At 72.7% G+C, this 20,988-nt stretch carries 20 protein-coding genes; 8 read left to right on the top strand and 12 right to left on the bottom strand.

The genetic code is table 11. The features are described 5' to 3' along the window. Positions 1-174: 174 nt before the first annotated feature. From ACFWGN_RS02005 to ACFWGN_RS01995, 3 genes are all read right to left on the bottom strand, one after another. Entirely contained in the window at positions 175-1,566 is a 1,392-nt protein-coding gene (locus ACFWGN_RS02005) for an alpha/beta hydrolase (protein ID WP_377615444.1), read from the bottom strand. Next, the gene (locus tag ACFWGN_RS02000; protein WP_377615443.1) at positions 1,563-2,522 is read right to left on the bottom strand and encodes a zinc-binding dehydrogenase; all 960 of its coding nucleotides are present in this window, start codon (positions 2,520-2,522) and stop codon (positions 1,563-1,565) included. Before ACFWGN_RS02000 ends, ACFWGN_RS02005 begins: the two co-directional genes overlap by 4 nt. 119 nt (positions 2,523-2,641) lie before the next feature. Continuing rightward, positions 2,642-2,947 carry a hypothetical protein gene (locus tag ACFWGN_RS01995; protein ID WP_377615442.1) on the bottom strand — a complete coding sequence of 102 codons (306 nt, stop codon included), beginning with the start codon at positions 2,945-2,947 and terminating at the stop codon, positions 2,642-2,644. A 119-nt stretch (positions 2,948-3,066) separates the two neighbouring features. On the opposite strand from ACFWGN_RS01995, the gene ACFWGN_RS01990 reads away from it, so the two are divergent. From ACFWGN_RS01990 to ACFWGN_RS01965, 6 genes are all read left to right on the top strand, one after another. Then, the gene (locus tag ACFWGN_RS01990) at positions 3,067-3,579 is read left to right on the top strand and encodes an RrF2 family transcriptional regulator (RefSeq protein WP_377615441.1); all 513 of its coding nucleotides are present in this window, start codon (positions 3,067-3,069) and stop codon (positions 3,577-3,579) included. Between the two features lie 358 nt (positions 3,580-3,937). Further along, positions 3,938-5,839 (top strand): FAD-dependent oxidoreductase, encoded by a 1,902-nt coding sequence (locus tag ACFWGN_RS01985; protein WP_377615440.1) that lies wholly within the window; start codon positions 3,938-3,940, stop codon positions 5,837-5,839. Beyond that, positions 5,836-6,342, top strand: coding sequence for a 4Fe-4S dicluster domain-containing protein (locus ACFWGN_RS01980; RefSeq protein WP_377615439.1), 507 nt, complete (start codon positions 5,836-5,838; stop codon positions 6,340-6,342). Before ACFWGN_RS01985 ends, ACFWGN_RS01980 begins: the two co-directional genes overlap by 4 nt. Then, complete coding sequence (locus ACFWGN_RS01975; protein ID WP_377615438.1) at positions 6,339-7,346, top strand: ABC transporter substrate-binding protein; 1,008 nt, start codon at positions 6,339-6,341, stop codon at positions 7,344-7,346. Before ACFWGN_RS01980 ends, ACFWGN_RS01975 begins: the two co-directional genes overlap by 4 nt. Then, on the top strand, positions 7,343-8,251 hold the full coding sequence (locus ACFWGN_RS01970) for an ABC transporter permease (RefSeq protein WP_377615437.1): 909 nt from the start codon (positions 7,343-7,345) through the stop codon (positions 8,249-8,251). The genes ACFWGN_RS01975 and ACFWGN_RS01970 overlap by 4 nt, the downstream gene beginning before the upstream one ends. Continuing rightward, positions 8,248-8,988, top strand: coding sequence for an ABC transporter ATP-binding protein (locus ACFWGN_RS01965; RefSeq protein ID WP_377615436.1), 741 nt, complete (start codon positions 8,248-8,250; stop codon positions 8,986-8,988). Before ACFWGN_RS01970 ends, ACFWGN_RS01965 begins: the two co-directional genes overlap by 4 nt. A gap of 107 nt (positions 8,989-9,095) precedes the next feature. Here ACFWGN_RS01965 and ACFWGN_RS01960 read toward each other — a convergent pair whose 3' ends face one another. The 3 genes from ACFWGN_RS01960 to ACFWGN_RS01950 form a co-directional block, all read right to left on the bottom strand. After that, positions 9,096-9,482, bottom strand: coding sequence for a pyridoxamine 5'-phosphate oxidase family protein (locus ACFWGN_RS01960; protein ID WP_377615435.1), 387 nt, complete (start codon positions 9,480-9,482; stop codon positions 9,096-9,098). A 43-nt stretch (positions 9,483-9,525) separates the two neighbouring features. Next, positions 9,526-10,455 carry a carbohydrate kinase gene (locus ACFWGN_RS01955; protein WP_377615434.1) on the bottom strand — a complete coding sequence of 310 codons (930 nt, stop codon included), beginning with the start codon at positions 10,453-10,455 and terminating at the stop codon, positions 9,526-9,528. Positions 10,456-10,604: 149 nt separating this feature from the next. Then, positions 10,605-13,607 (bottom strand): carbohydrate binding domain-containing protein, encoded by a 3,003-nt coding sequence (locus ACFWGN_RS01950; RefSeq protein ID WP_377615433.1) that lies wholly within the window; start codon positions 13,605-13,607, stop codon positions 10,605-10,607. A gap of 199 nt (positions 13,608-13,806) precedes the next feature. Here ACFWGN_RS01950 and ACFWGN_RS01945 point away from each other — a divergent pair, with 199 nt between their 5' ends. Then, positions 13,807-13,947, top strand: a complete 141-nt coding sequence (locus tag ACFWGN_RS01945) for a hypothetical protein (protein ID WP_191805822.1) — start codon at positions 13,807-13,809, stop codon at positions 13,945-13,947. A gap of 10 nt (positions 13,948-13,957) precedes the next feature. Here the strand turns inward: ACFWGN_RS01945 and ACFWGN_RS01940 are convergent, their stop codons facing one another. After that, positions 13,958-15,004 carry a 5'-3' exonuclease H3TH domain-containing protein gene (locus ACFWGN_RS01940; RefSeq protein WP_377615432.1) on the bottom strand — a complete coding sequence of 349 codons (1,047 nt, stop codon included), beginning with the start codon at positions 15,002-15,004 and terminating at the stop codon, positions 13,958-13,960. A gap of 278 nt (positions 15,005-15,282) precedes the next feature. Here ACFWGN_RS01940 and ACFWGN_RS01935 point away from each other — a divergent pair, with 278 nt between their 5' ends. Next, positions 15,283-16,338 (top strand): 2,3-butanediol dehydrogenase, encoded by a 1,056-nt coding sequence (locus ACFWGN_RS01935; protein WP_191805820.1) that lies wholly within the window; start codon positions 15,283-15,285, stop codon positions 16,336-16,338. A gap of 161 nt (positions 16,339-16,499) precedes the next feature. On the opposite strand, the gene ACFWGN_RS01930 is transcribed toward ACFWGN_RS01935, so the two are convergent. From ACFWGN_RS01930 to ACFWGN_RS01910, 5 genes are all read right to left on the bottom strand, one after another. Beyond that, positions 16,500-17,678, bottom strand: a complete 1,179-nt coding sequence (locus ACFWGN_RS01930; RefSeq protein ID WP_377615431.1) for an epoxide hydrolase family protein — start codon at positions 17,676-17,678, stop codon at positions 16,500-16,502. A 128-nt stretch (positions 17,679-17,806) separates the two neighbouring features. Further along, positions 17,807-18,499 (bottom strand): hypothetical protein, encoded by a 693-nt coding sequence (locus ACFWGN_RS01925; RefSeq protein WP_377615430.1) that lies wholly within the window; start codon positions 18,497-18,499, stop codon positions 17,807-17,809. Positions 18,500-18,708: 209 nt separating this feature from the next. Then, positions 18,709-19,764 carry an alpha/beta hydrolase gene (locus tag ACFWGN_RS01920; RefSeq protein WP_377615429.1) on the bottom strand — a complete coding sequence of 352 codons (1,056 nt, stop codon included), beginning with the start codon at positions 19,762-19,764 and terminating at the stop codon, positions 18,709-18,711. Positions 19,765-19,859: 95 nt separating this feature from the next. Continuing rightward, on the bottom strand, positions 19,860-20,297 hold the full coding sequence (locus ACFWGN_RS01915; RefSeq protein WP_377615428.1) for a universal stress protein: 438 nt from the start codon (positions 20,295-20,297) through the stop codon (positions 19,860-19,862). A gap of 141 nt (positions 20,298-20,438) precedes the next feature. After that, the gene (locus tag ACFWGN_RS01910; RefSeq protein ID WP_377615427.1) at positions 20,439-20,969 is read right to left on the bottom strand and encodes a GNAT family N-acetyltransferase; all 531 of its coding nucleotides are present in this window, start codon (positions 20,967-20,969) and stop codon (positions 20,439-20,441) included. Positions 20,970-20,988 lie beyond the last annotated feature (19 nt).

The following is a 20,988-nucleotide window of genomic DNA, read 5'->3' as shown; positions in this document are numbered from 1 at the left end:
CGCCGATGGTACTGCCCTGGAGACGGGGTGGGAGAGTAGGTCGCCGCCGGACAACCATTCACCAAAGGCCCACCCCACACGGGGTGGGCCTTTGGCATTTCCATGAGCCCCGAGCCATACCCCGCCCGGGGCATCTTCATGCCCTCATGGTTCTGCTCTCACGTCCACGCCGGCTCAGCTCCATCCATATCCCGCGAGCCACCTGGTGATCTCGCGGTAGAAGTGAGCCCGCGGCGCCGGCCCGGACAACGTCAGGTCATGGATCCCGCCGGCGATCCGCGCGATCGTGACCACCGGACCCAGGTGCGGGGCCCGGCGAGCGAGCAGCTCGACGTCCAGCACGATGTCCGCCTGACGCATGTCCTCGCTCCAGCGAGGGCTGATGATGGTGCGATCCGACGTCAGGACGATGATCGGGCAGCTTACAGAGAGTCCCGCCGCCACCGTCGCGTGACCCTCGATGATCCCCCGGAGCCATCCCGCGCGGACAGGGAACGACGGCACGGGACGCCACTCGGGGTTGAACTCCCACCCACCGCTCTCGAGGTCGCGGAGCGTCCTGGCGTAGTAGCCCGCGTCGATGTTCGGCAGCGGAGCCTTGGGCTGGAACCGCGCGAGCTGCCGGATCGCCGGCGCCGACACGGTGCGCACGGTCGACGACCCCTGCAGCTCGAGCCACGGGCTGTTGAGCACGAGCCCCCTCAAGCGTCCAGGGTTCCGGTTCGCCCAGAGGACTCCCGTCAGCCCGCCGGTCGAGTGCCCCAGCAGCATGATGGACGCATGTGCACCGAGCTCGGCATGGATCGTCGCGAGAGCCGTCTCGAGGTCCTCGTCGTACTCGGAGAGATGCTCCATGTACCCCGGGGTCTGGTGCGGGCGCAGGCTGCGCCCGTACTTGCGCAGGTCGACGGCGTAGAAGGCCGCCCCCTGACCGTGCCAGTACTCGGCGAGCTCGGTCTGGAAGAAGTAGTCGCTCCACCCGTGCACGTACAGCACCGCTCGCGCCGGGCGGACAGCCTCCTCGGAAGGCGGGTCGTAGCGGACGAGCGTCGCGACGACCTCGCCCTCGTCGTCGGGCGTGAGCTGGAGCGTGAGCTGCCGGTAGTCGGGCCCCAGGACGTCCTCGGTCCAACGACCCCGCTGCGGCCGGAAGCGCGGCTTCCGTGCGCCCGCCACCGTGCCGCCGCCCGCCACCGTGCCGCCGCGACCGGCCACCGGGGCAGGCGGCGACGCGATGATCTCAGCAGCCTGGCGGAGAGCGCCCAGCGAGACCGTCCGAGAGCTCACCGCTCGGGTGCGCCGCCGGACCGCGGCGATGCGCGCGGAACCGGTCCACGCCTGGTCGCCGGCGGACCCTGCGATCCGGGTGTCACGGGGCCGGGTTGCGGGGCGGTTGCTCGGCGTCGTGCCGGTTTTGGCCTCGTCGGTCTCGGAGCGCCCGCGCTCGGCCCGTCCGCCCTCGCCCGGCCGGGGCACCCCCTGCTCGCCGTCGCGCGCCCCGCCCGGCAGCGTCGCGCCTGCGCCGTCGCTCGGACCGCCGGCCGCGCCCCCGGCCTCGTCGCTCATGTCGTCAGCACGATCTTCCCGTACTGCTCCCCGGCATCGAGCCTCGCGAGACCGGCCGCGGCCTGGGACAGGGGAAGGACCTCGTCGACGACGGGGCGTACGTCGGTCCGGGCGAGGAACCGCAGCAGGGCCGCGAGGTCCTCGCGCGAGCCCATCGTGACGCCCCGGACGGTGATCTCCTGGAAGAAGATGCGCGAGAGCTCGGCGGGGCTCGCGTCGCCCGAGGTCGCCCCGGCGACGACCACGGTCCCGCCCGGACGGACCGAGCGCATCGAGTGCGACCAGGTCGCCTGCCCGACGGTCTCGATCACGGCGTCGACCCGCGCGGGCAGGCGTGCACCGGGCTCGAAGACCGCGGCGGCGCCTTGCTGCAGGGCTCGCGCCCGCTTGGCCGAGGACCGCGACGTCACGAACACCTCGACACCGGCTGCGCTCGCGAGCCGCGTCGCCGCGCTCGCGACCCCGCCGCCCGCTCCCTGCACGAGCACCCGGTCGCCCGGGGCGAGCCCCGCGACCGTGAAGAGCATGCGGTAGGCGGTGAGCCACGCCGTCGGGAGGCAGGCCGCCTCGACGAACGTGAGCTCTGGCGGCTTGGGGACCAGGTTCTTGGTGGGGACCGCGACCTGTTCCGCGAGCGTCCCGGCGTACTTCTCCGACAGGAGCGTCCGGGACTCGGACGGCCCCACCCCGTGACCGTCGGCGCCGATCACGCCGTGGACGACGACCTCGGTCCCGTCGGGCGCGATGCCCGCGGCGTCGGTGCCGAGGATCATGGGCAGCTGCTCGGTCCGGAGCCCGACGCCCCGCAGCGACCACAGGTCGTGGTGGTTGAGGCTCGCGGCCCGGACGTCCACCACGGACCAGTGCTCCCGGGGCTCGGGCGCGGGCAGGTCTCCCACGGTCAGCCCTGCGAGCGGGTCCTGCTGGTCGAAGTGCGTCACGTAGGCGGCAAGCATGTGTCCAACCTACGGTCTCCCCGCGCGGAGCGCGTCCGAGCCCGGGGTGGGTCCGCTCCCCGTCCGTCTCGTGAGAAGGCAGGTCCCGGCGCCGCGGGGTGTGGCGGCGGACGTGCAGGTCAGCGGTGGATGCCGCCCGGCACGGGGTGCCACCTCGGTCCGTAGCGTCGGGTGAAGACCGCGCCGCTCGCCTCGACGAGGGCTCCCGCTGCGGCACGCACGGCGCGTGCGGTCTCGGCGGCCTCGTCGTCGTCCTCGGCGAGGTAGCGCACCGTGACGCGGGCCTCGCCGCTCACGATCCCCAGGTCGTAGGACTCGACCTCGGTCCGCTCGCGCGCCGCGGCGGCCGCCGCAGGAAGCACGGCTTCCGGGGACGCGCCTGGACGCAGCATCCCGACGACGAGGCTCACCCGGTACGAAGTCACCGCTGCACCATCGCACGAGCAGGGCCCGGGGGCCGAACCGGAGGTCGTCCGGCATCGTGTTCGTCACTTCACCCGATAATCCTGCGGGATCCGAAACATGGCCTCGGCATACTGTGCGCATGCGCATCACCGCCAAGATCGACTACGCCGTCCGCGCGTGCGTGGAGCTCGCCGTCGCCTACGACGAGGGTTTCGTGACCGCGGAGCGCGTCGGGAAGGCGCAGGGCATCCCGGGGTCGTTCCTCCTGGGCATCCTCAACCAGCTGCGCAGGTCGGGTCTGGTCGAGAGCCGCCGCGGTGCGGACGGCGGGTTCCATCTGGCGGCGGACCCGGCGCGCATCGCGGTCGCGGACGTCATCCGCGCGATCGACGGTCCGCTCGCGAACGTCGCGGGGGTCCAGCCCGAGGACACGTCGTACGCGCCGTCGGCGGCGGCTCTCCAGCAGACGTGGGTCGCGCTGCGGGTCGCGATGCGTTCGGTCCTGGAGCACGTCACCATCGCGGACATCGCGTCGGGCGAGCTGCCCGACGACGTCGCGCACCTCGTGGGGGACTCGGAGGCCTGGGTCACGCGCCCGTTCGGCGACGAGGTCGAGCTGCGCGGGGGTGGCGAGGCAGAGCGTCGCGGGTGACGCACGCGCCGGTCGAGGCCGATGCTGCTCGTCGCCGACCGTGGTGACCAGAAGGTCACCTGACGGTGAGGTACGCCGGGCCTCGCGGCCCGAGGCGGCCGCTCCGGACGGCCCGCCGCGTTAACACTGCGCAACCTTGTCTCAGCCACCAGCCCAATCTGGACCGTTTCGGTCCAGTTCAACTACCGTCGCTCTCATGCACACCGAGCCGACGCACCGCGCGCACCTTGCGCTCAGCGCCGACGCGCCGGGCTGTCGCTGTCGTCCCGTCTGACCCGACGACACAGCCCCTGCGCCGACCCCACACCGGCGCCCCGTGCACCCGCGACCAGGTCGCGGCCCCCGAAAGCGACCCCTCATGGTTGTGCCCACCTCTGCGCCCTCCAGCGCGCTCGCCGCGTCCGCCAACCTGCGTTCGCCCAGGCCACGGGCGACGCAGCGCGCCCCCCGTCCCACGCTCGTCGAGGACTCGGCCGACCACCTGCTCCTCCACGCCGACGTCCTCGTGATCGGCGGGGGCCCGGCCGCGACGTGGTCCGCGATCGCCGCGACCGAGCAGGGCGCGAGCGTCGTCCTGGTCGACAAGGGCTACTGCGGCACGAGCGGCGTCGCGGCGACGGCCGGCGTCGGGCACTGGCTCGTCCCGCCGGACGCCGACCGCCGCGACGAGGAGATCACGCCGCGCGAGGAACAGGGCGGCTACCTCACCGACCGCGACTGGACCAACGACGTGCTCGACGAGGCCTGGCACCGCACCGCGCTGATCGACGGCTGGGGGTACGAGCGCACTCGCCGCTCGCGCCCGGCAGCCGGCGGAGCCCGCGGCACCGCCCCCGCGCCGAACCCCTTCGCGCGCCGCCCCGGCGAGCGGTCGTTCTCGGGATCGTCCCCCGACTACCTGCGCTTCCTGCGCGGCAAGGTCAAGAAGAACGGTGTCACGGTCCTCGACCACAGCCCCGCGCTCGAGCTCCTGGTCGACGGTGCGGGCGTCGTCTCGGGCGCCCAGGGCTACCAGCGCCAGACCGGGCGTGCCTGGCGCGTGTCGAGCGGCGCCGTCGTGCTCGCGACGGGCGGCACCACCTGGAAGTCCCACTCCCTGGGCGGCGACGTCAACACGGGCGAGGGCCACCTGATGGCCGCCGAGGTGGGCGCGCACCTGTCGAGCATGGAGTTCTCCAACTTCTACGGCATGGTCCCCTTCGGCACCTCGATGGACAAGAACGGCTTCTTCGTCACCGCCTCCTACTGGGACCACGAGGGCGTGCCCATCACCTACGAGAACCTGCACAAGAGCCGCGCCGAGCTGCTCGGCGCCTCGCTGCGCGGCACGATCACGGCCCAGTTCACCCAGTTCCCGCCCGAGGTCCGCCCGACCCTGCGCGCCGCCATGCCCAACTTCTTCATGGTCACGGACAAGCTGGGCGTCGACCCGTTCACCGAGCGCTTCCCCATGGACTGGGTCCAGGAGGGGACGGTGCGCGGCACGGGCGGGGTCCACGTCCTCGACCGCGACGCGTGGACGGGCGTCCCGGGACTGTTCGCGGCGGGCGACGTCGCGGCGCGCGACCGCGTGGTCGGTGCGGCGACCGGCGCGGGTGGCCCCAACCTGGCGTGGGCCGTGGCGTCGGGCACGTGGTCCGGCAGGGCGGCGGCGGCCCTCGCAGCCGACCGCGGTCCGTCGTCGCGGGGCCCGCGCCTCGAGCCCACGGGCACCGTGGGTCTGCGGCCCGACGACGGAGCGCGCCTCCCGCTCTCGGCCCCGGCAGGGGAAGGGGCGTGGCGGGAGATCACGGCTGCGGTCCGCGACGAGATGCTCCCGATCGACAAGTCGGTCTTCCGCCACCACCAGGGGCTCGTGCGCTCGCTCGACACGCTCGACGACCTGTGGGACCGCGCGGGCACCGAGCTCGTGCCCCCGGACGTGCGGGGCGCCAGCGCGATCCGCACGCGCGAGACCGCGGGGATGCTCGCGATGGCGCGGTGGGCCAACCGCACCGCGCTGCACCGCACCGAGACCCGTGGCATGCACACGCGCACCGACTTCCCCGACACCGACCCGCAGCAGGCCCGGCGCCTGCTCACGGGAGGGCTGCGCGACCTGTGGGTCCTGCCGGACCCCGAGCCGCCCGTGACGGGCACGGCCGGCGCTCCCTACCCGGTCACCCTGAGCGCCAAGACGCGGTCCGGCCGCCCGGTGGGCGCCGTGGCGACCGCCCTGACCACTACCACCGCACCGACCCGGACCGAGGAGGCGTCGTGATCGAGATCCTCAACGCCGCGCGCTGCACGTCGTGCGACATCTGCGTGCGGATCTGCCCGACCAACGTCTTCGAGTCCGTCGACGGCGGGGTGCCGACCATCGCGCGGCACTCGGACTGCCAGACCTGCTTCCAGTGCGAGGCCTACTGCCCCGAGGATGCGATCTTCGTGTCCCCGTCGCGCACGCCCGAGCCCGCAGGCTCGCCCTTCCTCGACGAGGCCGACCTGCTCGACCGTGACCTCCTGGGCCTGTACCGGGACCGGGTCGGGTGGCGGCGGGCACCGCGGGGGAGCGGTGGCGGCGAGAGCGCCGGGGCCGACGCGCCGGCCGAGACCGGGGGCGTGCTGGTCGACGTGCCGGCCGTCGTGCCGGCTCCGACCGTCCTGTCCTCCGACGTCGACTACCACCGCGCGGCTGCGCTCGCCCCGGCCCAGCCCGGCCTCCACCCCGACCACACCCACCCCGACAGCACCACGACCCACCCCCAAGGAGCCTCCTCATGAGCCGGAACCGCACCCTCGCCGCCCTGGCGTCCGTCGCCCTCGTCGCCGCGCTCGCGGCCTGCTCCACGTCGGAGGCGGCGACGCCGTCGGGCGACGGGGCGAGCGCGGGAGCCGAGCTCGCCCCCCTCACCACGGGCGGCCCGTGGAACGGCGTCGCGGGCAAGACGCCCGTCGCGACCGGGCCGTTCGGGTACGCGGTCGAGACCGGGATCGCCGACGAGATCCTCGCCGAGCACGGCTACGAGTACGAGGGGTTCGTCGGGTTCAACAACGGGCCACCCGTCGTCCAGGCCCTCCAGACGGGCGACATCCAGGTCGGCTTCATCGGTGACACCCCCGCGACGCAGGCCAGGGCGAGCGGCCTCGACGTCCCGGCGCTCGTCATCGCCAAGCCGTCCTCCGACATCTGGTTCCTCACCAAGACCGGCGGCGTCACGACGATCGACCAGCTCGCGGGCAGGAAGGTCGGGCTCCAGTTCGGCTCCAACTTCGACAAGTACGGCCGCGCGGTCCTCGAGCGCGCCGGGGTCCTGGAGGACGTCGAGCTCGTCAACCTCCTGTTCGCCGACGCCCTGCCCGCGCTCCAGCGCGGCGACATCGACGCCGTCCCGGTCCCCGCGACCACGGCCGGGATCTGGCGCCTGCAGAACGACTTCCCGGTCCTGTCCAAGGCGAGCGTGGACGACCCCGACCTGCTCGCGACGAGCGTCTCGCTCACCTCGCGCGAGACCTACGAGGCGAACCCCGAGCTCGCCGCGGCGGTCTGGGAGGTCACCGAGGCCGGCGTCGCCAAGATCGAGGCCGACCACGACGCCTACGCCCAGTGGGTCTTCGAGGCCACGGGCTCGCCCGTCGAGGTCGTCAAGGAGGCCGAGCTCTGGCAGTACGGCACGCAGGCGATCGACCCGGACGGGCTCAAGACCGTGCAGTCCACGCTCGACTTCCTCGTCGGCTCCGGGGCCGCCCCGAAGGCGTTCGACGTCAGCACGTGGGGTGTCGAGTGACCACCGGCACGACGACGTCGCGCGCCCTCGCGGAAGCGTCCCCGGTGGGTGCAGCGGCAGCCGCCGGGACGGTGCAGGCCACCGCCCCGGGCGCGGCCGGGCCGCGGACCGGTGCGACGTCGTCGGGCAGGAGGAAGCGGCGATCACCGCGCGACGTCCTGCTGCGCGCCTCGGTGCCCACCGCGATCCTCGCGCTCTGGTTCCTGGGCTCGGCCCAGGGCTGGATCGACGAGAAGCAGTTCCCCGCCCCCTGGCAGGTGGGCTCGGCGTTCGTCGAGCTCGTCAGCACGGGCGTGCTGTGGGAGAACCTGTCCGTCTCGCTCGGGCGCGTGGCCGTGGGCTTCGCGATCGGCGGGCTGCTCGGGCTCACGCTCGGCGTCGTCGCGGGACTGTTCCGCCTGGGCGACCAGCTGCTCGACCCCACGCTCCAGATGCTGCGCACCATCCCGTTCCTCGCGATCGCGCCGCTGCTCATCCTCTGGTTCGGGATCGACGAACGGCCCAAGATCATCATCATCGCGGCCGCCGCGCTGTTCCCGCTCTACCTCAACACCCACAGCGGCGTGCGCAACGTCGACCGCAAGATCCTCGAGGCCGGCAAGGTGTTCGGGCTGCGCGGGCTGGGGCTCGTGCGGCACGTGATCCTGCCCGAGGCCATCCCGTCGGTCCTCGTCGGGCTGCGCGTCTCGCTGTCGGTGTCGCTGCTCGCGCTGATCGTCGCGGAGATGTCCAACGCGCCACGTGGCATCGGGTTCCTCATGGTCTCCGCGCAGCAGTACTTCCAGATGGACGTGCTCGTCGTGTGCGTGCTGATCTACGCGGTGTGGGGGCTGTCGGTCGACCTGGTCGTGCGGCTCCTCGAACGCGTCCTGCTCCCCTACAAGCGACTCGGGAGAAAGCCATGAGCGCCCAGACCCTGCAGGACCCCGAGGCGCCGACCGTGGTGGTCGAGAACGTCGGGAAGTCGTACGGCGACCGGACCATCCTCGCCGACTTCTCGCTGACGCTGCGGCCCGGTGAGTTCGTCGCGCTGCTCGGGGCCAGCGGCAGCGGCAAGACGACGCTGCTGCGCATCCTCGCGGGGCTCGAGGAGCACGACTCCGGGACCGTCGAGGCCCCCGCCGAGCGCACCGTCGTGTTCCAGGAGCCCCGGCTCGTGGCGTCCAAGCGCGTGGGGTCCAACGTGATCCTCGGGCAGCGCTCCACGCGCGACCGGCGCGCGGCGGCCTCGGCCGCGCTCGCCGAGGTGGGGCTCGGGGGCCGTGAGGCCGCCTGGCCCACGACGCTCTCCGGGGGAGAGGCCCAACGCGTCGCGCTCGCCCGGGCGCTCGTGCGCAACCCGCGCCTCCTCCTGCTCGACGAGCCGTTCGCGGCGCTCGACGCCCTGACCCGCATCAAGATGCAGGCCCTCGTGGCCGAGCTGTGCCACGAGCACCGGCCCGCCGTGCTGCTCGTGACGCACGACGTCGACGAGGCGATCCTGCTCGCCGACCGGGTGGCCGTGCTCCAGGACGGGAAGGTCGGGGTCGAGCTCGAGGTGCCGTTCGACCGGCCTCGCCGGCGCGGGGTGCCGGGCTTCGGCGACTTCCGGCGACGGCTGCTGCTCGAGCTGGGGGTGGAGGAGGCGATCGGGGCGGCGTGATCGCACGTCGGGGCTGGTCGGCGTGGCGGCCGGGGAGGGCGCTGCTCGTGGGGGGGCGGACTCTCCCGCCAGGGTGAAGCGCGTCGTCCTCGGCCGACCGCGGTCGGTCACTCCCGGTAGTCGCTGAAGCGACTCCACGTCAGCCGGACCCGGACCAGCACGATCCCGTCCTGCTCGAGCGAGCCGGCGAACTCGGGGAAGGTCGCGGCGTACGCAGCGCCGCACCGTTCCCGGTCCGTCCCCTCCGGCAGGTCGGCGACCCCCTCGCACTGGAGCGTGGTGCCGTCGTCCCCTCCGACCGTCACGGCGATGCGGGGGTCGCGGCGCAGGTTCGCGATCTTTCGCGAGCTCTCGCGGGCATCGAAGACCAGCTCGCCCTGGTCGGTCGCCGTGAGCGCGAGGTAGGCCGCCTGAGGGCTCCCGTCCGGACCGAGCGTCGCGACGACGCCGTCTCGGTGGGTCCGGACATAGGCGACGAGCTGCTCAGGATCCATGGGGAGATCCTCGGGTCGACGGGGCGGCCTGTCCAGGGGGCCCTCAACGCCCCACGAGCTCCGCACGCCGCGGCGGGTTCGCGCCCGCACGCGAGACCGTGATCGCCGCAGCCGCGACGCACCGCTCGAGCACCTCGGTCAACGACACGAGGTCGATCGCACGCAGCGCCTCGCGTCGGTCCCCTCCCAGGAGGTCCCGCTCCCAGAGCCCGTCGATCAGCGCCCCCATGAAGGTGTCGCCGGCCCCGACGGTGTCGACGACCTCGACGCGCGGAGCGGCCACGCGGACCTCGCCCCCGGAGCACACGGCGACCGCACCCTCGCCGCCGAACGTCACGACCACGATCGCGGGCCCTCGCGCGGCCCAGGTCCGGGCGACCTCGACCGGGTCGGCGCCGGGGTGGAGCCACTCGACGTCCTCGTCGCTGACCTTGACGACGTCGGCGGCCGCGACGAGCGGGTCGATCCGGGCGAGCGCGGCCTCGGCCGTCCCCATGAGGCTGGGGCGGGCGTTGGGGTCGTAGGTGATGGTCGAGCGCTCGCGTGCTGCGAGCACCAGGTCGTGGACCGCGCTCGCACCGGGCTCGAGCACGGCAGCGATCGACCCGGTGTGCACGGCGATCGTCGCGTCGTCGGCCTCGGTCCCGGGGGCCACGTCCCAGGTGATCGCGAAGTCGTACGTCGCGGCCCCCGACGCGTCGAGGACCGCTCGCGCCACGCTCGTGGCGGCGGCGCCGTCGGACCCCGGGGTGAGCGTGACGCCCGAGTCGGCGAGCCAGGCGCGCAGCGTCTCGCCGTGCGCGTCCTGCCCCAGGTGCGCCGCGAGGCGCGTCTCGCGGCCGAGGCGCCCGAGCGTCAGCGCGACGTTGGCGGGGCTGCCGCCGGGGTGCTCGTCGGTCGTGCCGTCCGCGCGTCGGACCTCGTCGATGAGGGCTTCGCCGACGACGAGGACGTGGGGGGACCGGTGCGGCATGGGAGCTCCAGATCAGGTGAGAGGGTGCGGCGGTGCAGCGTCGTGAAGAACGATCCTGCACCGATGACAGCGTTGTCAACCGCACGGCGCCGCGGCAGAGCATGCGAAGAGCGGGTGCCGCCCACGAGGCGGCACCCGCTCGACGGCCGCTACTTCAGGTACGGACCTGCCTCACCGACCTTGCCCGGTGCCGGGTTGCCCGGCAGCTCGAGCACGTAGGCGCGCATGTTGCCCTTGCCGCTGACGGACACCGCGAGCGAGCCGCCGGTGACGACCTTGCGGTCACCCGTCACGGCGTCCACGTAGGTGCCGTTCGGGATCCCCGAGAACGTCGCAGAACCGCTCACCGCGACCAGGACGAACGAGTCCACGGAACCCTCGGTGAACCGCTTCTTGTACGCGATCCCACCGGAGACGCCCTCGGTCGAGTACTGCCCCTTCTGGAGTGCTGGGACCGCCCGACGGATCTGGTTGAGGCGCTGGACGTGCTTGACCAGCGGCTGCTGGAGCGTCGTCGCGACCGCCCCGGTGGCCGACGAGACGACCCCGAAGTCGCTCGCCACGACCGTGCCCGCCAGGTGGTCGCCGTAGTAGGCGCGCCCCGTCGTCGCGAGCGGGCACGTCGGGCCGCAGTCGATCTTCTTGCCCGCCTGGAACTCGATCTCCGAGCCGTAGTAGAGCGTCGGGATGCCGCGGAACGTCCACATGAGGCTCATGTTCTCGGCCCACGCGTCGGTGCCCCCGGCGAACCGGGTCTGGGACTTGCCCGGCCCGTAGTCGTGGCTGTCGACGTAGACCGCGTTGTACGTCGCGTCGTTCGTGACGTCGTCGGAGTCCTTGCCGGACCAGAAGGCGTTCGAGGCGTCGTCGAAGTTCATGTGCATGCGCATGTCGATGATGTTCATGCCCGACGCCTTGGAGTGGTCGGGCGCGTGGTACGTGTTCCCGACCAGGGTCGCGTTGGTGCTCGTCGGCTGGTTCGCCGGCCCCATGAGGTTCTCGTACTGGAACTGCTCGGCCGCGGCGACGACGTCGTCGAGCGAGTACTCCTTGCGCTCGTCCCACGTGTAGAACGGCGCCGAGTGGTTCACGGACCCGCGGTTCCACTTGTCGTGCACGAACTGCGCGACCTCGCCGAACACGTAGAAGTCCTTGCCCTTCTCGCCGTGCGTCGCGACCGCGTGCTCCTGGATCGCGGGCAGGAAGACCCGGTTCCACGTGACGCGGGGGATGTGGACCGCGGTGTCGATCCGGAATCCGTCGACGCCCATGTCGATGTACTTGTTGTACGCGCCGATCAGGTAGTCCTGCACCTGCTCGTTCTCGGTGTTGAAGTCCGCGAGGTCCTCGTGGATCCAGCAGTCCTGGGCGTCCTTGCCCTCCCAGTTCCCGATCCAGCAGGGGTGGTAGAGGTTCGACGGGAACATACCGGATGTCGCGTTGGGCCACTGGCAGCTGTACGTCCGGAAGCCCTCGGCCGAGTAGCCGACCGGGACACCCCAGCCGGCACAGTTCTGGCCCGCGGGCTGCGTCGAGGACCACAGGTCACCGTTGTAGGTCGAACCGTCGGCGTCCTCCTCGAGCGGGTTGTACTCCTTGCCCGCGACGGGCTCGTCGTAGTACCAGCTCCACTGCGCGTCACGTGCGCCGTACACGGTCGGGGTGAACAGCCCTTCTGCGCCCCAGCGGGACGAGTGGTTGTACACGACGTCCTGGTAGATCTTGATGCCCTTGGCGTGCGCCGCGTCGATCAGGTCCTGGTAGCTCGCGCCCTCGGACTCCAGACGCGGGTCCACACGGTAGAAGTCCCACCCGTGGTAGCCGTGGAAGTCGTAGTCGGAGCGGTTGAGCACGACGGGCGTGATCCAGATCGCCGAGAACCCGAGGCCCTTGATGTAGTCGAGCTTGTCGACGATGCCCTCGAAGTCGCCCCGGAACATGGGGTCGTCGTTCGCGGCGTTGCCCGACTTCACGTCCATCGAGCCGCCGCGGTTGTTGGTCGCGTCGCCGTCGTTGAAGCGCGCCGTCATGACGAAGTAGATCGAGTCCTCGCGCGGGTCCCCGCCCAGCGGCTCGCCCTTCGTGGCGGGGGGCGTGGTCGGCTTGACGCCGGTCGTCCTCGAGACGGTCGCGCTCGCTGCGGAGCGGTTGCCCGCCGCGTCGAACGCGGTCACGGAGTACGAGTACGCCGTGTTCTCGAGGAGGTTCGAGTCGGTCGCGGAGGTGCCCGTGACGTCACGCGTCACGGTGCCCGCACCGCCCGTGCGGGTCACGGTGTAGCCCGCGACCGCCTTGTCGTCGGTCGACGCGGTCCAGCTCGCGGTGAGGCCGATGCCCGCGCCGGTCACGGCCAGGCCCGAGGGGACCGACGGGGCCGTGGTGTCGGGGACCTCGGGGACGACGGGCGGGCACGGGTCGGTCGCGTTCGCCGTGAGCGCCCCGTTCTTCACGGTCGAGACCCCGGGGCCGTAGGCGTAGTCCTTGCCGCCGTTGTTGTCCCAGGTGCCCGACCCGTTGTTGAAGACGACCTTGCCGCCGCTGGCGGACCCCAGGTCGACGGTGAACCGGAACCACCCGGTGCACGCGGCCTCCATGGACTTGCCCGGCGCCGTGGTCCAGGCCGCGGTCGTGGTGTTGAAGTGGATCTTCGGGGCGGTCCACGTCGTCGAGTAGTAGAGGGTCGCCGAGCTCGTGGGGGTCTCGGTCGGCGTGGGTTCGGGCGTGGGCTCAGGGTCCGGCGTGGTGGCGCAGGGAGACGTCCCGGTCGTGACGGCGCCGTCCTTGACGACCACGATGCCCGAGCCGACCGTGTAGTTGCGGCCGCCGTTGTTGTCCCAGGTCCCCGACCCGTTGTTGAACGTGAGCTGTGCTCCGGTGGCCGTCCCGAGCGGGATGGTCCGGCTGAGCCAGCCTGCGCACGCGGGCGCCATCGCGACGCCGGGGACCGTGGTCCACGCGCCGCCCGTGGCGGCGTAGTGGACGTTTGTCGTGGCCCAGCCCGAGCGGGCCGGGTAGTAGACCGTGGTCGAGGCCTCGCTGGTGGCGCCGACGGCCGAGGTGGCCGCCGAGGTGACGGCGAGCGGGCCCAGGAGCCCGAGGCCGAGGAGGAGAGCGACAGGTCGTCTCCACCGTGCGAACGTCGTTGATCGCATGATCTTCCTTCATCAAGGGGGCGCCGCCGAGAGTCACGACGGCGTGACTTCTGCAAGGTTGCGTAACGTTGCAGCCTTCCTTGCGGGAACATACAGGACATCCACAGGACTGACCAGAGGTGTGGGAGGCTCGACCCGGCGCGCGGACGCGCGACGGAGCGACCCGGCGCACTGGCGCCGAGCGGGGTGGACGATGGACATGATCAAGCCGTGGCACGTCGTCACGCTCGTCTGCGTGCTGGCCCTCGTGGTCTACGTGGTGGTCGTCGCCAGGGCGTTCCTGAGCGGGGTGCGTGGCGAGGAGCGCGGCCTGCGGCGGCGTCGCCGCCCGCGCACCTGAAAGGCGCCGCTCAGCGCACCGACGCGAACGCCTCCAGGACCCGGTCGACGCTCGACCGCAGTCCCCAGCGCGAGGCGAGCGCGTCGAGGGCCGCAGGGTCCGCGGGGGCGGACGGGACGTCGTCGGGCACCGCGGGCAGGGGCGCGTCGCGCGCGACCTGGACCACGAGCGGCGCGACGTCCAGGTAGTCCGCGGCCTCGGTGAGGCGGCGGCGCTGCGTGGGGCTCAGGCCCGGGTCGCCCTCGTCGCGTGCGCGCAGGATGCTCGCGAGGTCGCCGTACCGGGCCAGCAGTCCCGCGGCGGTCTTCTCGCCGATGCCCGCGACGCCCGGCAGGCCGTCGCTCGGGTCGCCGCGCAGCGCGGCCATGTCCGCGTACGCCTGGCCCGAGGTCACGCCGTAGCGCTCGGCCAGGCGCTCGACGTCCACGACGTCGAGCTTCTTGAGCCCGCGTGCGGTGTACAGGACGCGGACGGGCACGTCGTCGTCGACGAGCTGGAACAGGTCGCGGTCTCCCGTGACGACCTCGACGGGCCCGACAGCAGGCCCACGGGAGCCGCTCGCACCGATCCCACCGCCCGCCTCCCGCAGGGCGCGCCGCCTGGCTGCCTCGCGCTCGACGAGCGTGCCGATCACGTCGTCGGCCTCGTAGCCGGGGCAGCCGACGCGTGCGATGCCGAGGGCCGCGAGGACCTCGACGATGACGGGGACCTGTGCGAGGAGGGCCTCGGGTACCTCCTCGATGCCCGTGGTGCCCGGCACCTCGGTCGCGACGCGGTGGGCCTTGTAGGACGGGATCGCGTCGACGCGGAACGCGGGGCGCCAGTCGTCGTCCCAGCACGCCACGAGGCGTGCCGGGCGGCGCTCGGTGACCAGCACCGCGATGGTGTCGAGGAAGCCGCGCACGGCGTTGACGGGCGTCCCGTCGGGAGCCCTGACCGAGTCCGGGACCCCGAAGAACGCACGGAAGTACTGCGACGCGGAGTCGAGCAGCAGCAGGCCGCCGTGGCCAGGGAGCTGGGTGTCGCGCAGGGGTGCGGGCGTCGCCGGGTCCGTCATGCCTCCCAACGTACCGGCGACCGCCCACGCGGGCCGTCCGGGCGCCGCGACCCGTCCGCCCGGCGACGGCGACCTGTCCGGTCGGTCCGTCCGCCCGGCGCAGCCCGTTCGATCTGACTCCGTGACGAGGGATGTGTCACATCCGATTCGGGACCTTTGGCCGGGCTCTTGCCCAGGTCACGTGCCTAGGGTGGAAGTTGCCCCGGGCATCGAGGCGACCCGTCCGGGGTCGCCTGTCAGGAACCCAGCGACCAACGAGAGAAGGCGTGGCGAGGATCATGAAGGCAGCACGTTTCCACGGACGAGAAGACATCCGCATCGAGGACGTCCCGGCCCCCGAGCTGCGGCCGGGCGCGGTCGCGATCGACATCGCCTGGTGCGGGATCTGCGGTTCGGACCTGCACGAATACCTCGACGGCCCCATCTTCACGCCCGCCAAGGGCCGGCCGCACCCGCTGTCGCACGAGGAGATCCCCGTGACCATGGGCCACGAGTTCTCCGGGACCGTGACCGCGCTGGGCGAGGGCGTCGACGACCTGACGATCGGCGAGTCCGTCGTGGTCGAGCCCTACTTCGTGTGCGGCGAGTGCGCGCAGTGCGAGGCCGGCAACTACCACCTGTGCGTCAAGATGGGCTTCATCGGCCTGGCCGGTGGCGGCGGCGGACTCTCCGAGAAGGTCGTCGTCGACCGTCGTTGGGTTCACCCCGTGGGCGACATCCCCCTCGACCAGGCCGCGCTCATCGAGCCGCTCTCGGTCGGCCACCACGCGGTCGTCCGCTCGGGCGCCAAGGCCGGTGACGTCGCGCTCGTCGGCGGCGCGGGACCCATCGGGCTGCTCACGGCTGCGGTCCTCAAGGCCCAGGGCGTCACGGTCATCATGTCCGAGGTCTCCGAGGCCCGGAAGACCAAGGCCCGCGAGACGGGCGTCGCCGACCACGTGGTCGACCCCACGCAGGACAACCTCATCTCGCGCGTCCGCGAGATCACGGACGGCCGCGGCGTCGACGTGGCCTTCGAGTGCACGAGCGTCAACGCGGTCCTCGACCAGCTCTTCGACGCGGTCCGCCCCGCGGGCGTGATCGTGGTCGTGTCGATCTGGGGCAAGCCCGCCGCGGTCGACATGCAGAAGCTCGTCCTCAAGGAGATCGACCTCCGCGGGACCATCGCCTACGTGCGCGACCACGCCGAGACGATCAAGCTCGTCCAGGAGGGCAAGGTGAACCTGGCCCCGTTCATCACGGCGAAGATCCCGCTCGAGGACCTCGTGACCGAGGGCTTCGACACCCTGATCCACCGCAACGAGACCGCGGTGAAGATCCTCGTCCACCCGTGACGGGCTCCCGGCCCGACGGCGGAGCGCACCCTCGACGCGGAAGGTGCGCTCCGGCGTCGGGCCGGGTTCTTGTGCCGTCGAGTGCATGATCGCGCTGCGACACGCCCGGCGAGCCGCAGCCGAATCATGCACTCGACGGAAGCCGGGCGACCGGCTGCCGCTCAGCGGACCGTCGCGAAGAACTCCCGCACGTCCGCGACGAACGTCTCCGGCTCCTCCATCGCCGCGAAGTGGCCCCCGCGGCCCTCGACGTCGGTCCACCGCGTGATCCGGTGCTGGGCCTCGGCGTACCGGCGGATGCCGACGTCGTGCGCGAACACGACGACGGCCGTCGGGACCCCGGTCGGAGGCTTGGGGGCGTCCCACGCGCTCTCGCTCGCGTACGCCATGTACGCCGACGACCCGGCCGTGCCGGTCAGCCAGTAGATCATCACGTCGGTGAGCATCCGGTCCCAGCCGAGCACCTCGTGCGGCAGGGCGTCCGCGGGGAACGTCCACGCCTTGAGCTTGTCGAGGATCCACGCGAGCTGCCCGACGGGCGAGTCGGTGAGCGCCGCGCCGACCAGCCCGGGCCGCGTCCCCTGGATCGAGACGTAGCCGAGCTCCTCGGTCATGAAGCGCCCGATCCGGCCCAGGCGGTCGCGCTCGAGGTCCGTGAGGCTCGCGAGCTCGTCCTCCCCGATCTCGTGGAACGCCATGCCGATGTTGCCGTTGAGGTGCACGCCCACGACCGGCCCCGTGGTGCCGTCGCTCCCGGTCGCGCGCGCGACCTCGGGCGAGACCCCCGCGCCCACGTCGCCGCCCTGCACGCCGTAGCGCTCGTAGCCGAGCCGGCGCATGAGCTCGGCCCACGCGACCGCGATGCGTGCGCTGTTCCAGCCGGCCTCGGTGGGCCCCGAGAACCCGAAGCCCGGGAGCGAGGGGATCACGACGTGGAAGGCCTGTGCGGGATCGCCGCCGTGCGCGCGCGGGTCCGTGAGCGGCCCGATCACGTCGAGGAACTCGGCGAACGACCCCGGCCAGCCGTGCGTGAGGAGCAGCGGCAGGGCGTCGGCCTCGGGCGAGCGCACGTGCAGGAAGTGGACGCGCTGCCCGTCGATCTCGGTGAGGAACTGCGGGTGGGCGTTGATGGCTGCCTCCTGCGCGCGCCAGTCGTAGCGGGTGCGCCAGTGCTCGACGACCTCGCGCAGGTAGGAGACGGGCACGCCCGTGTCCCAACCGTCACCCGGCAGCGGGGCGGGGAACCGGGTGCGGTCGAGACGTGCGGCCAGGTCGTCCAGGTCGGCCTGCGGGATCTCGAGGCGGAAGGAGCGGATCGTGGAGCTCGTCGTCGTGTCCATGTCCTCGACGCTACGCGCGGTAGCGGTCAGCCTCTGTCCGCTATTGGGGACGGGGCCGGTCGTGCCGCCGGGGACGACCCGGGCGCTCCGTGACGTGACCACGACGGTGGGCTGCGCCGTCGGGCAGGTCAGCGACGGTCGCCCAGCGCGAAGCCGAGCGCGGCGACCGTGAGCCACAGCGGACCCACGAACCCTGCCATGTACTGCAGCGGCGAGACGCCCACGAGCAGCGTGAGCCCGCCCAGGAGCAGGCTCACGACCCCGATCCAGCGCGGTGCGGCGCCGTGCCGCAGCGAGGCCACGGCCACGGCGACCGCGGTCAGGCCCGCGCCGACCCACAGCCACGGGATGGTCGCGGTCCAGTCGGCGTAGAACGCGCCCGACTCGGGGACGATCTTGTCGAGCTCGGCGAACCCGAACATGAACTGGGTGTCGAGCCCCGAACCCATGAGCGCCGCGACCGACGTGAGCACGAGGCCCGAGCCTGCGACCGTCGGCAGGAGGCTGCCGGCCGGGGCCTGGACGTCGAGACGTCGCTTGAGCCCTGCCGCGAAGACCAGGAGGAGGATCGCGACGAGGACTGTCGCGGTGTGGAAGACGAGGAGCGTGGACGTCTTGCCCGCGAGGTCGGCGACGATCGCGTCGGCGTCCCCTGCGGTCTGCTCCCAGTTGGCGCCGAGTGCCATGGAGGCCTGGATCGAGACGATGCCCAGGACTCCGGCCGCGACGCCGGTCCACGCCCAGGCGCGGGACGTGCGGGCGGGATGCGCGTGGGCGAGGGCGGCGTCGGACGTGACGGGTGCTGTCGGTCGTGCGGTCATGGTGGACCCCTGCGTGTCGGAGGGCCGGCCCGGCGGGCGGCGGCCGTGGGTGGTTGACACGACGAGCGTGGGGCGGGAGGCGTCCCGGGCGGCAGGGGCGGACGTCCCGGGAGGCTGGGCGCTTCCGTGGTCGTCGAGTGCATGATTGCGCTGCGACACGCCGGGCGTGTCGCAGCGCAATCATGCACTCGACGAGAAAGGGGCCAGGCTCAGCCCGACGTGTGCTTCGCCAGGAACTCCAGGCTCCGGTCGAGCGCGACCTGCCCGGCCTCGGTCGAGAGGTCGAACTGGTACTCGTGGCCCAGGCCGGGCTCCTCGCCGTCGGGCTGGAAGATCGTGTCGACCTCGACGCCCACGTCCGCGAGCCGGGCCGCCATGGCCTTGCCCTGGGGCGTGAGCGGGTCGGCGTTCCCGCCCGTGAGGAACGCGGGCGGGAAGTCCGCGGTCACGTGCTGCGCGACCGACGCGGCGGCGAAGCGAGGATCGTCGGCGAAGTCCTTGGTGCCTGCGTACGCCCACAGGACCGTCTCGAGGAACCAGGCGCTCGCGCCTCCCGTCGAGGTGTCGACGAGCGACATGTCGTACGCCCCGCAGTGCAGCACAACGGCAGCGAGCTGGTCGGGCCCGATCGCGGGGTCGAGGCCCAGGTCCTGCGCGTAGGCGGGGCTCGTGACCGCGGCCGCGACCTGCGCGCTGATCTGGGACCCGGCCGAGTCGCCCGCGAGGACGATCCGCTCAGGGTCCACACCCAGCTCGTCGGCGTGCTCGGTCACGTACGCGAGCGCGTCGTTGAGCTCGAACAGGGGTGTGGGGTAGGTCGCGCCGGGCGCGATCGAGTAGTCGATCGCGACGACCGTGTACCCGTGGCTCGCGACGATCTTCGCGTAGCTCGCGACCTGCTCCTTGCTGCCCGAGACCCACCCGCCGCCGTGCGTCCACACGACCGTGGGCAGCGGCCCGGCGGCGTTCTCGGGGCGGTGCACGTCGAGCAGCGCGTCGGGGTCGTCGGCGCGGTAGGCGACGTCGGTGGTGCTCACGACTCCCGACGGGACGTACGCCGCGAGCTTCTTGTCGGTCTCGTGGCCGCCCTTGTCGAACGCGTACCGGATGAGGAGGGCCGAGGGCCAGGGGCTGACCTGGAACGCGACGAACGTCCCGACCGCGAGGAGCCCGAGCGAGGCCCCGACCCAGCCGAGGACCCGGGGCCAGCGGCGGCGCCCCACGGTCGGGAGGGAGGCGGGGGACGCCGGAGACGGGGAGACCATGCCCGGAGCCTAGCCAGGGGGACGCGCCGGAGCGCAGCAGCACGCGTGCTGCTCCGGGTGATCCGCGCGTCCGGCGCGGTGTGCAGCCGGGGCGGTCAGTCCTCGCTGCTGTCCGGTCCGTCCTGGCTGGGCGGTGGGAGCACGGGCAGCACGACCACGGGCCGGTGCTGCAGGTGCGAGAGCCGACCGGCGACCGAGCCGCCGAGCGCCTCGTTGCGCCACCCGTCGGCCCCCGCGCGATGCGCGCCGACCACGATGATCGCGGCGTCGTGCCCCACGGCGGCCTCGTCGAGCTGGCGGGCCACGTCGCCGTCGCCCGCGACCACGAGGCTCCAACCGACGCCGGTCCCGCGCAGCGCGCGGTCGAGCTCGGTCGTCAGCCGCCGCTCACCGGCCCCGTCGTCGGGAACGGGCCCGACGTCGACCCACACGCACACGAGCGTCGTCCCCAGGGCGTGGGCGAAGCCGGCGGCGCGCTGGACGATGTCCGGGTGCTGGCCCGGGTGTACTCCGACGAGCAGGGGTCGGATCATCTGTCCATCGTGCCACGGGCGCGCGTGCGGGGCGTGCCACGGGCGTGCGTGCCGGCGGGGCTGGGCGGTGCGGGGGTCGGCGGGCGCGAGCCCAGGCCCGACGGCGTCGCTCGCCTCGCGCAGGCAGGCGCCCCCGGAGGTTCAGCCGAGCGAGCGCTGGAGCAGCACGGTGTCGAGCCACCGGCCGTGCTTGAACCCGACCCGTTCGAGCCGTCCGACGTGGCGGAAGCCGAGCTTCTCGTGAAGGATCACCGACGCGGGGGAGTCGGCGTCGCTCACGACGGCGACGATCTCGCGGATCCCGGCCCGCTGGGCCTCGTCGAGCAGCGTGGTGAGCAGCGACCGGCCCAGGCCTTGCCCCTCGGCGCCCGGGGCGAGGTAGATCGTGTCCTCACCTGTGGCCGCGTAGGCGGGCCGCTCGCGCCAGGCACCCACGTACGCGAACCCGGCGACGTCGTCGGGCAGGCCGGGGCCGCTCGCGGCAGCGACGACCAGGAACGGGCGGCGTGCCGCGCGCAGCGACTCCCACCGTTCCTCCCAGCCGGTGAGCGGGAGCGGCTCGGTGTTGAACGTCGTGACCGTGTGCAGGACGTAGTGCGCCGCGATCTCCGTGATCGCGGGCAGGTCCTCACGTGTCGCGGGACGGACTGTCACGGCAGGTGCGTGGGTCATCCCGGCACGGTACAACGCC

This window comes from Oerskovia sp. NPDC060338, assembly GCF_042726295.1.
In the GTDB taxonomy this organism is placed as follows: domain Bacteria; phylum Actinomycetota; class Actinomycetes; order Actinomycetales; family Cellulomonadaceae; genus Oerskovia; species Oerskovia merdavium.
The sequence above is the reverse complement of the archived record's forward strand: the minus strand, read 5'-3'. Positions and strand labels throughout refer to the sequence as shown.

Coding starts and splice junctions, on each gene's coding strand:
- ACFWGN_RS02005 (WP_377615444.1), bottom strand. CDS start 1,566: ATGAGCGACGAGGCCGGGGGCGCGGCCGGCGGTCCGAGCGACGGCGCA.
- ACFWGN_RS02000 (WP_377615443.1), bottom strand. CDS start 2,522: ATGCTTGCCGCCTACGTGACGCACTTCGACCAGCAGGACCCGCTCGCA.
- ACFWGN_RS01990 (WP_377615441.1), top strand. CDS start 3,067: ATGCGCATCACCGCCAAGATCGACTACGCCGTCCGCGCGTGCGTGGAG.
- ACFWGN_RS01985 (WP_377615440.1), top strand. CDS start 3,938: ATGGTTGTGCCCACCTCTGCGCCCTCCAGCGCGCTCGCCGCGTCCGCC.
- ACFWGN_RS01975 (WP_377615438.1), top strand. CDS start 6,339: ATGAGCCGGAACCGCACCCTCGCCGCCCTGGCGTCCGTCGCCCTCGTC.
- ACFWGN_RS01965 (WP_377615436.1), top strand. CDS start 8,248: ATGAGCGCCCAGACCCTGCAGGACCCCGAGGCGCCGACCGTGGTGGTC.
- ACFWGN_RS01960 (WP_377615435.1), bottom strand. CDS start 9,482: ATGGATCCTGAGCAGCTCGTCGCCTATGTCCGGACCCACCGAGACGGC.
- ACFWGN_RS01955 (WP_377615434.1), bottom strand. CDS start 10,455: ATGCCGCACCGGTCCCCCCACGTCCTCGTCGTCGGCGAAGCCCTCATC.
- ACFWGN_RS01950 (WP_377615433.1), bottom strand. CDS start 13,607: ATGCGATCAACGACGTTCGCACGGTGGAGACGACCTGTCGCTCTCCTC.
- ACFWGN_RS01945 (WP_191805822.1), top strand. CDS start 13,807: ATGATCAAGCCGTGGCACGTCGTCACGCTCGTCTGCGTGCTGGCCCTC.
- ACFWGN_RS01940 (WP_377615432.1), bottom strand. CDS start 15,004: ATGACGGACCCGGCGACGCCCGCACCCCTGCGCGACACCCAGCTCCCT.
- ACFWGN_RS01935 (WP_191805820.1), top strand. CDS start 15,283: ATGAAGGCAGCACGTTTCCACGGACGAGAAGACATCCGCATCGAGGAC.
- ACFWGN_RS01930 (WP_377615431.1), bottom strand. CDS start 17,678: ATGGACACGACGACGAGCTCCACGATCCGCTCCTTCCGCCTCGAGATC.
- ACFWGN_RS01925 (WP_377615430.1), bottom strand. CDS start 18,499: ATGACCGCACGACCGACAGCACCCGTCACGTCCGACGCCGCCCTCGCC.
- ACFWGN_RS01920 (WP_377615429.1), bottom strand. CDS start 19,764: ATGGTCTCCCCGTCTCCGGCGTCCCCCGCCTCCCTCCCGACCGTGGGG.
- ACFWGN_RS01915 (WP_377615428.1), bottom strand. CDS start 20,297: ATGATCCGACCCCTGCTCGTCGGAGTACACCCGGGCCAGCACCCGGAC.
- ACFWGN_RS01910 (WP_377615427.1), bottom strand. CDS start 20,969: ATGACCCACGCACCTGCCGTGACAGTCCGTCCCGCGACACGTGAGGAC.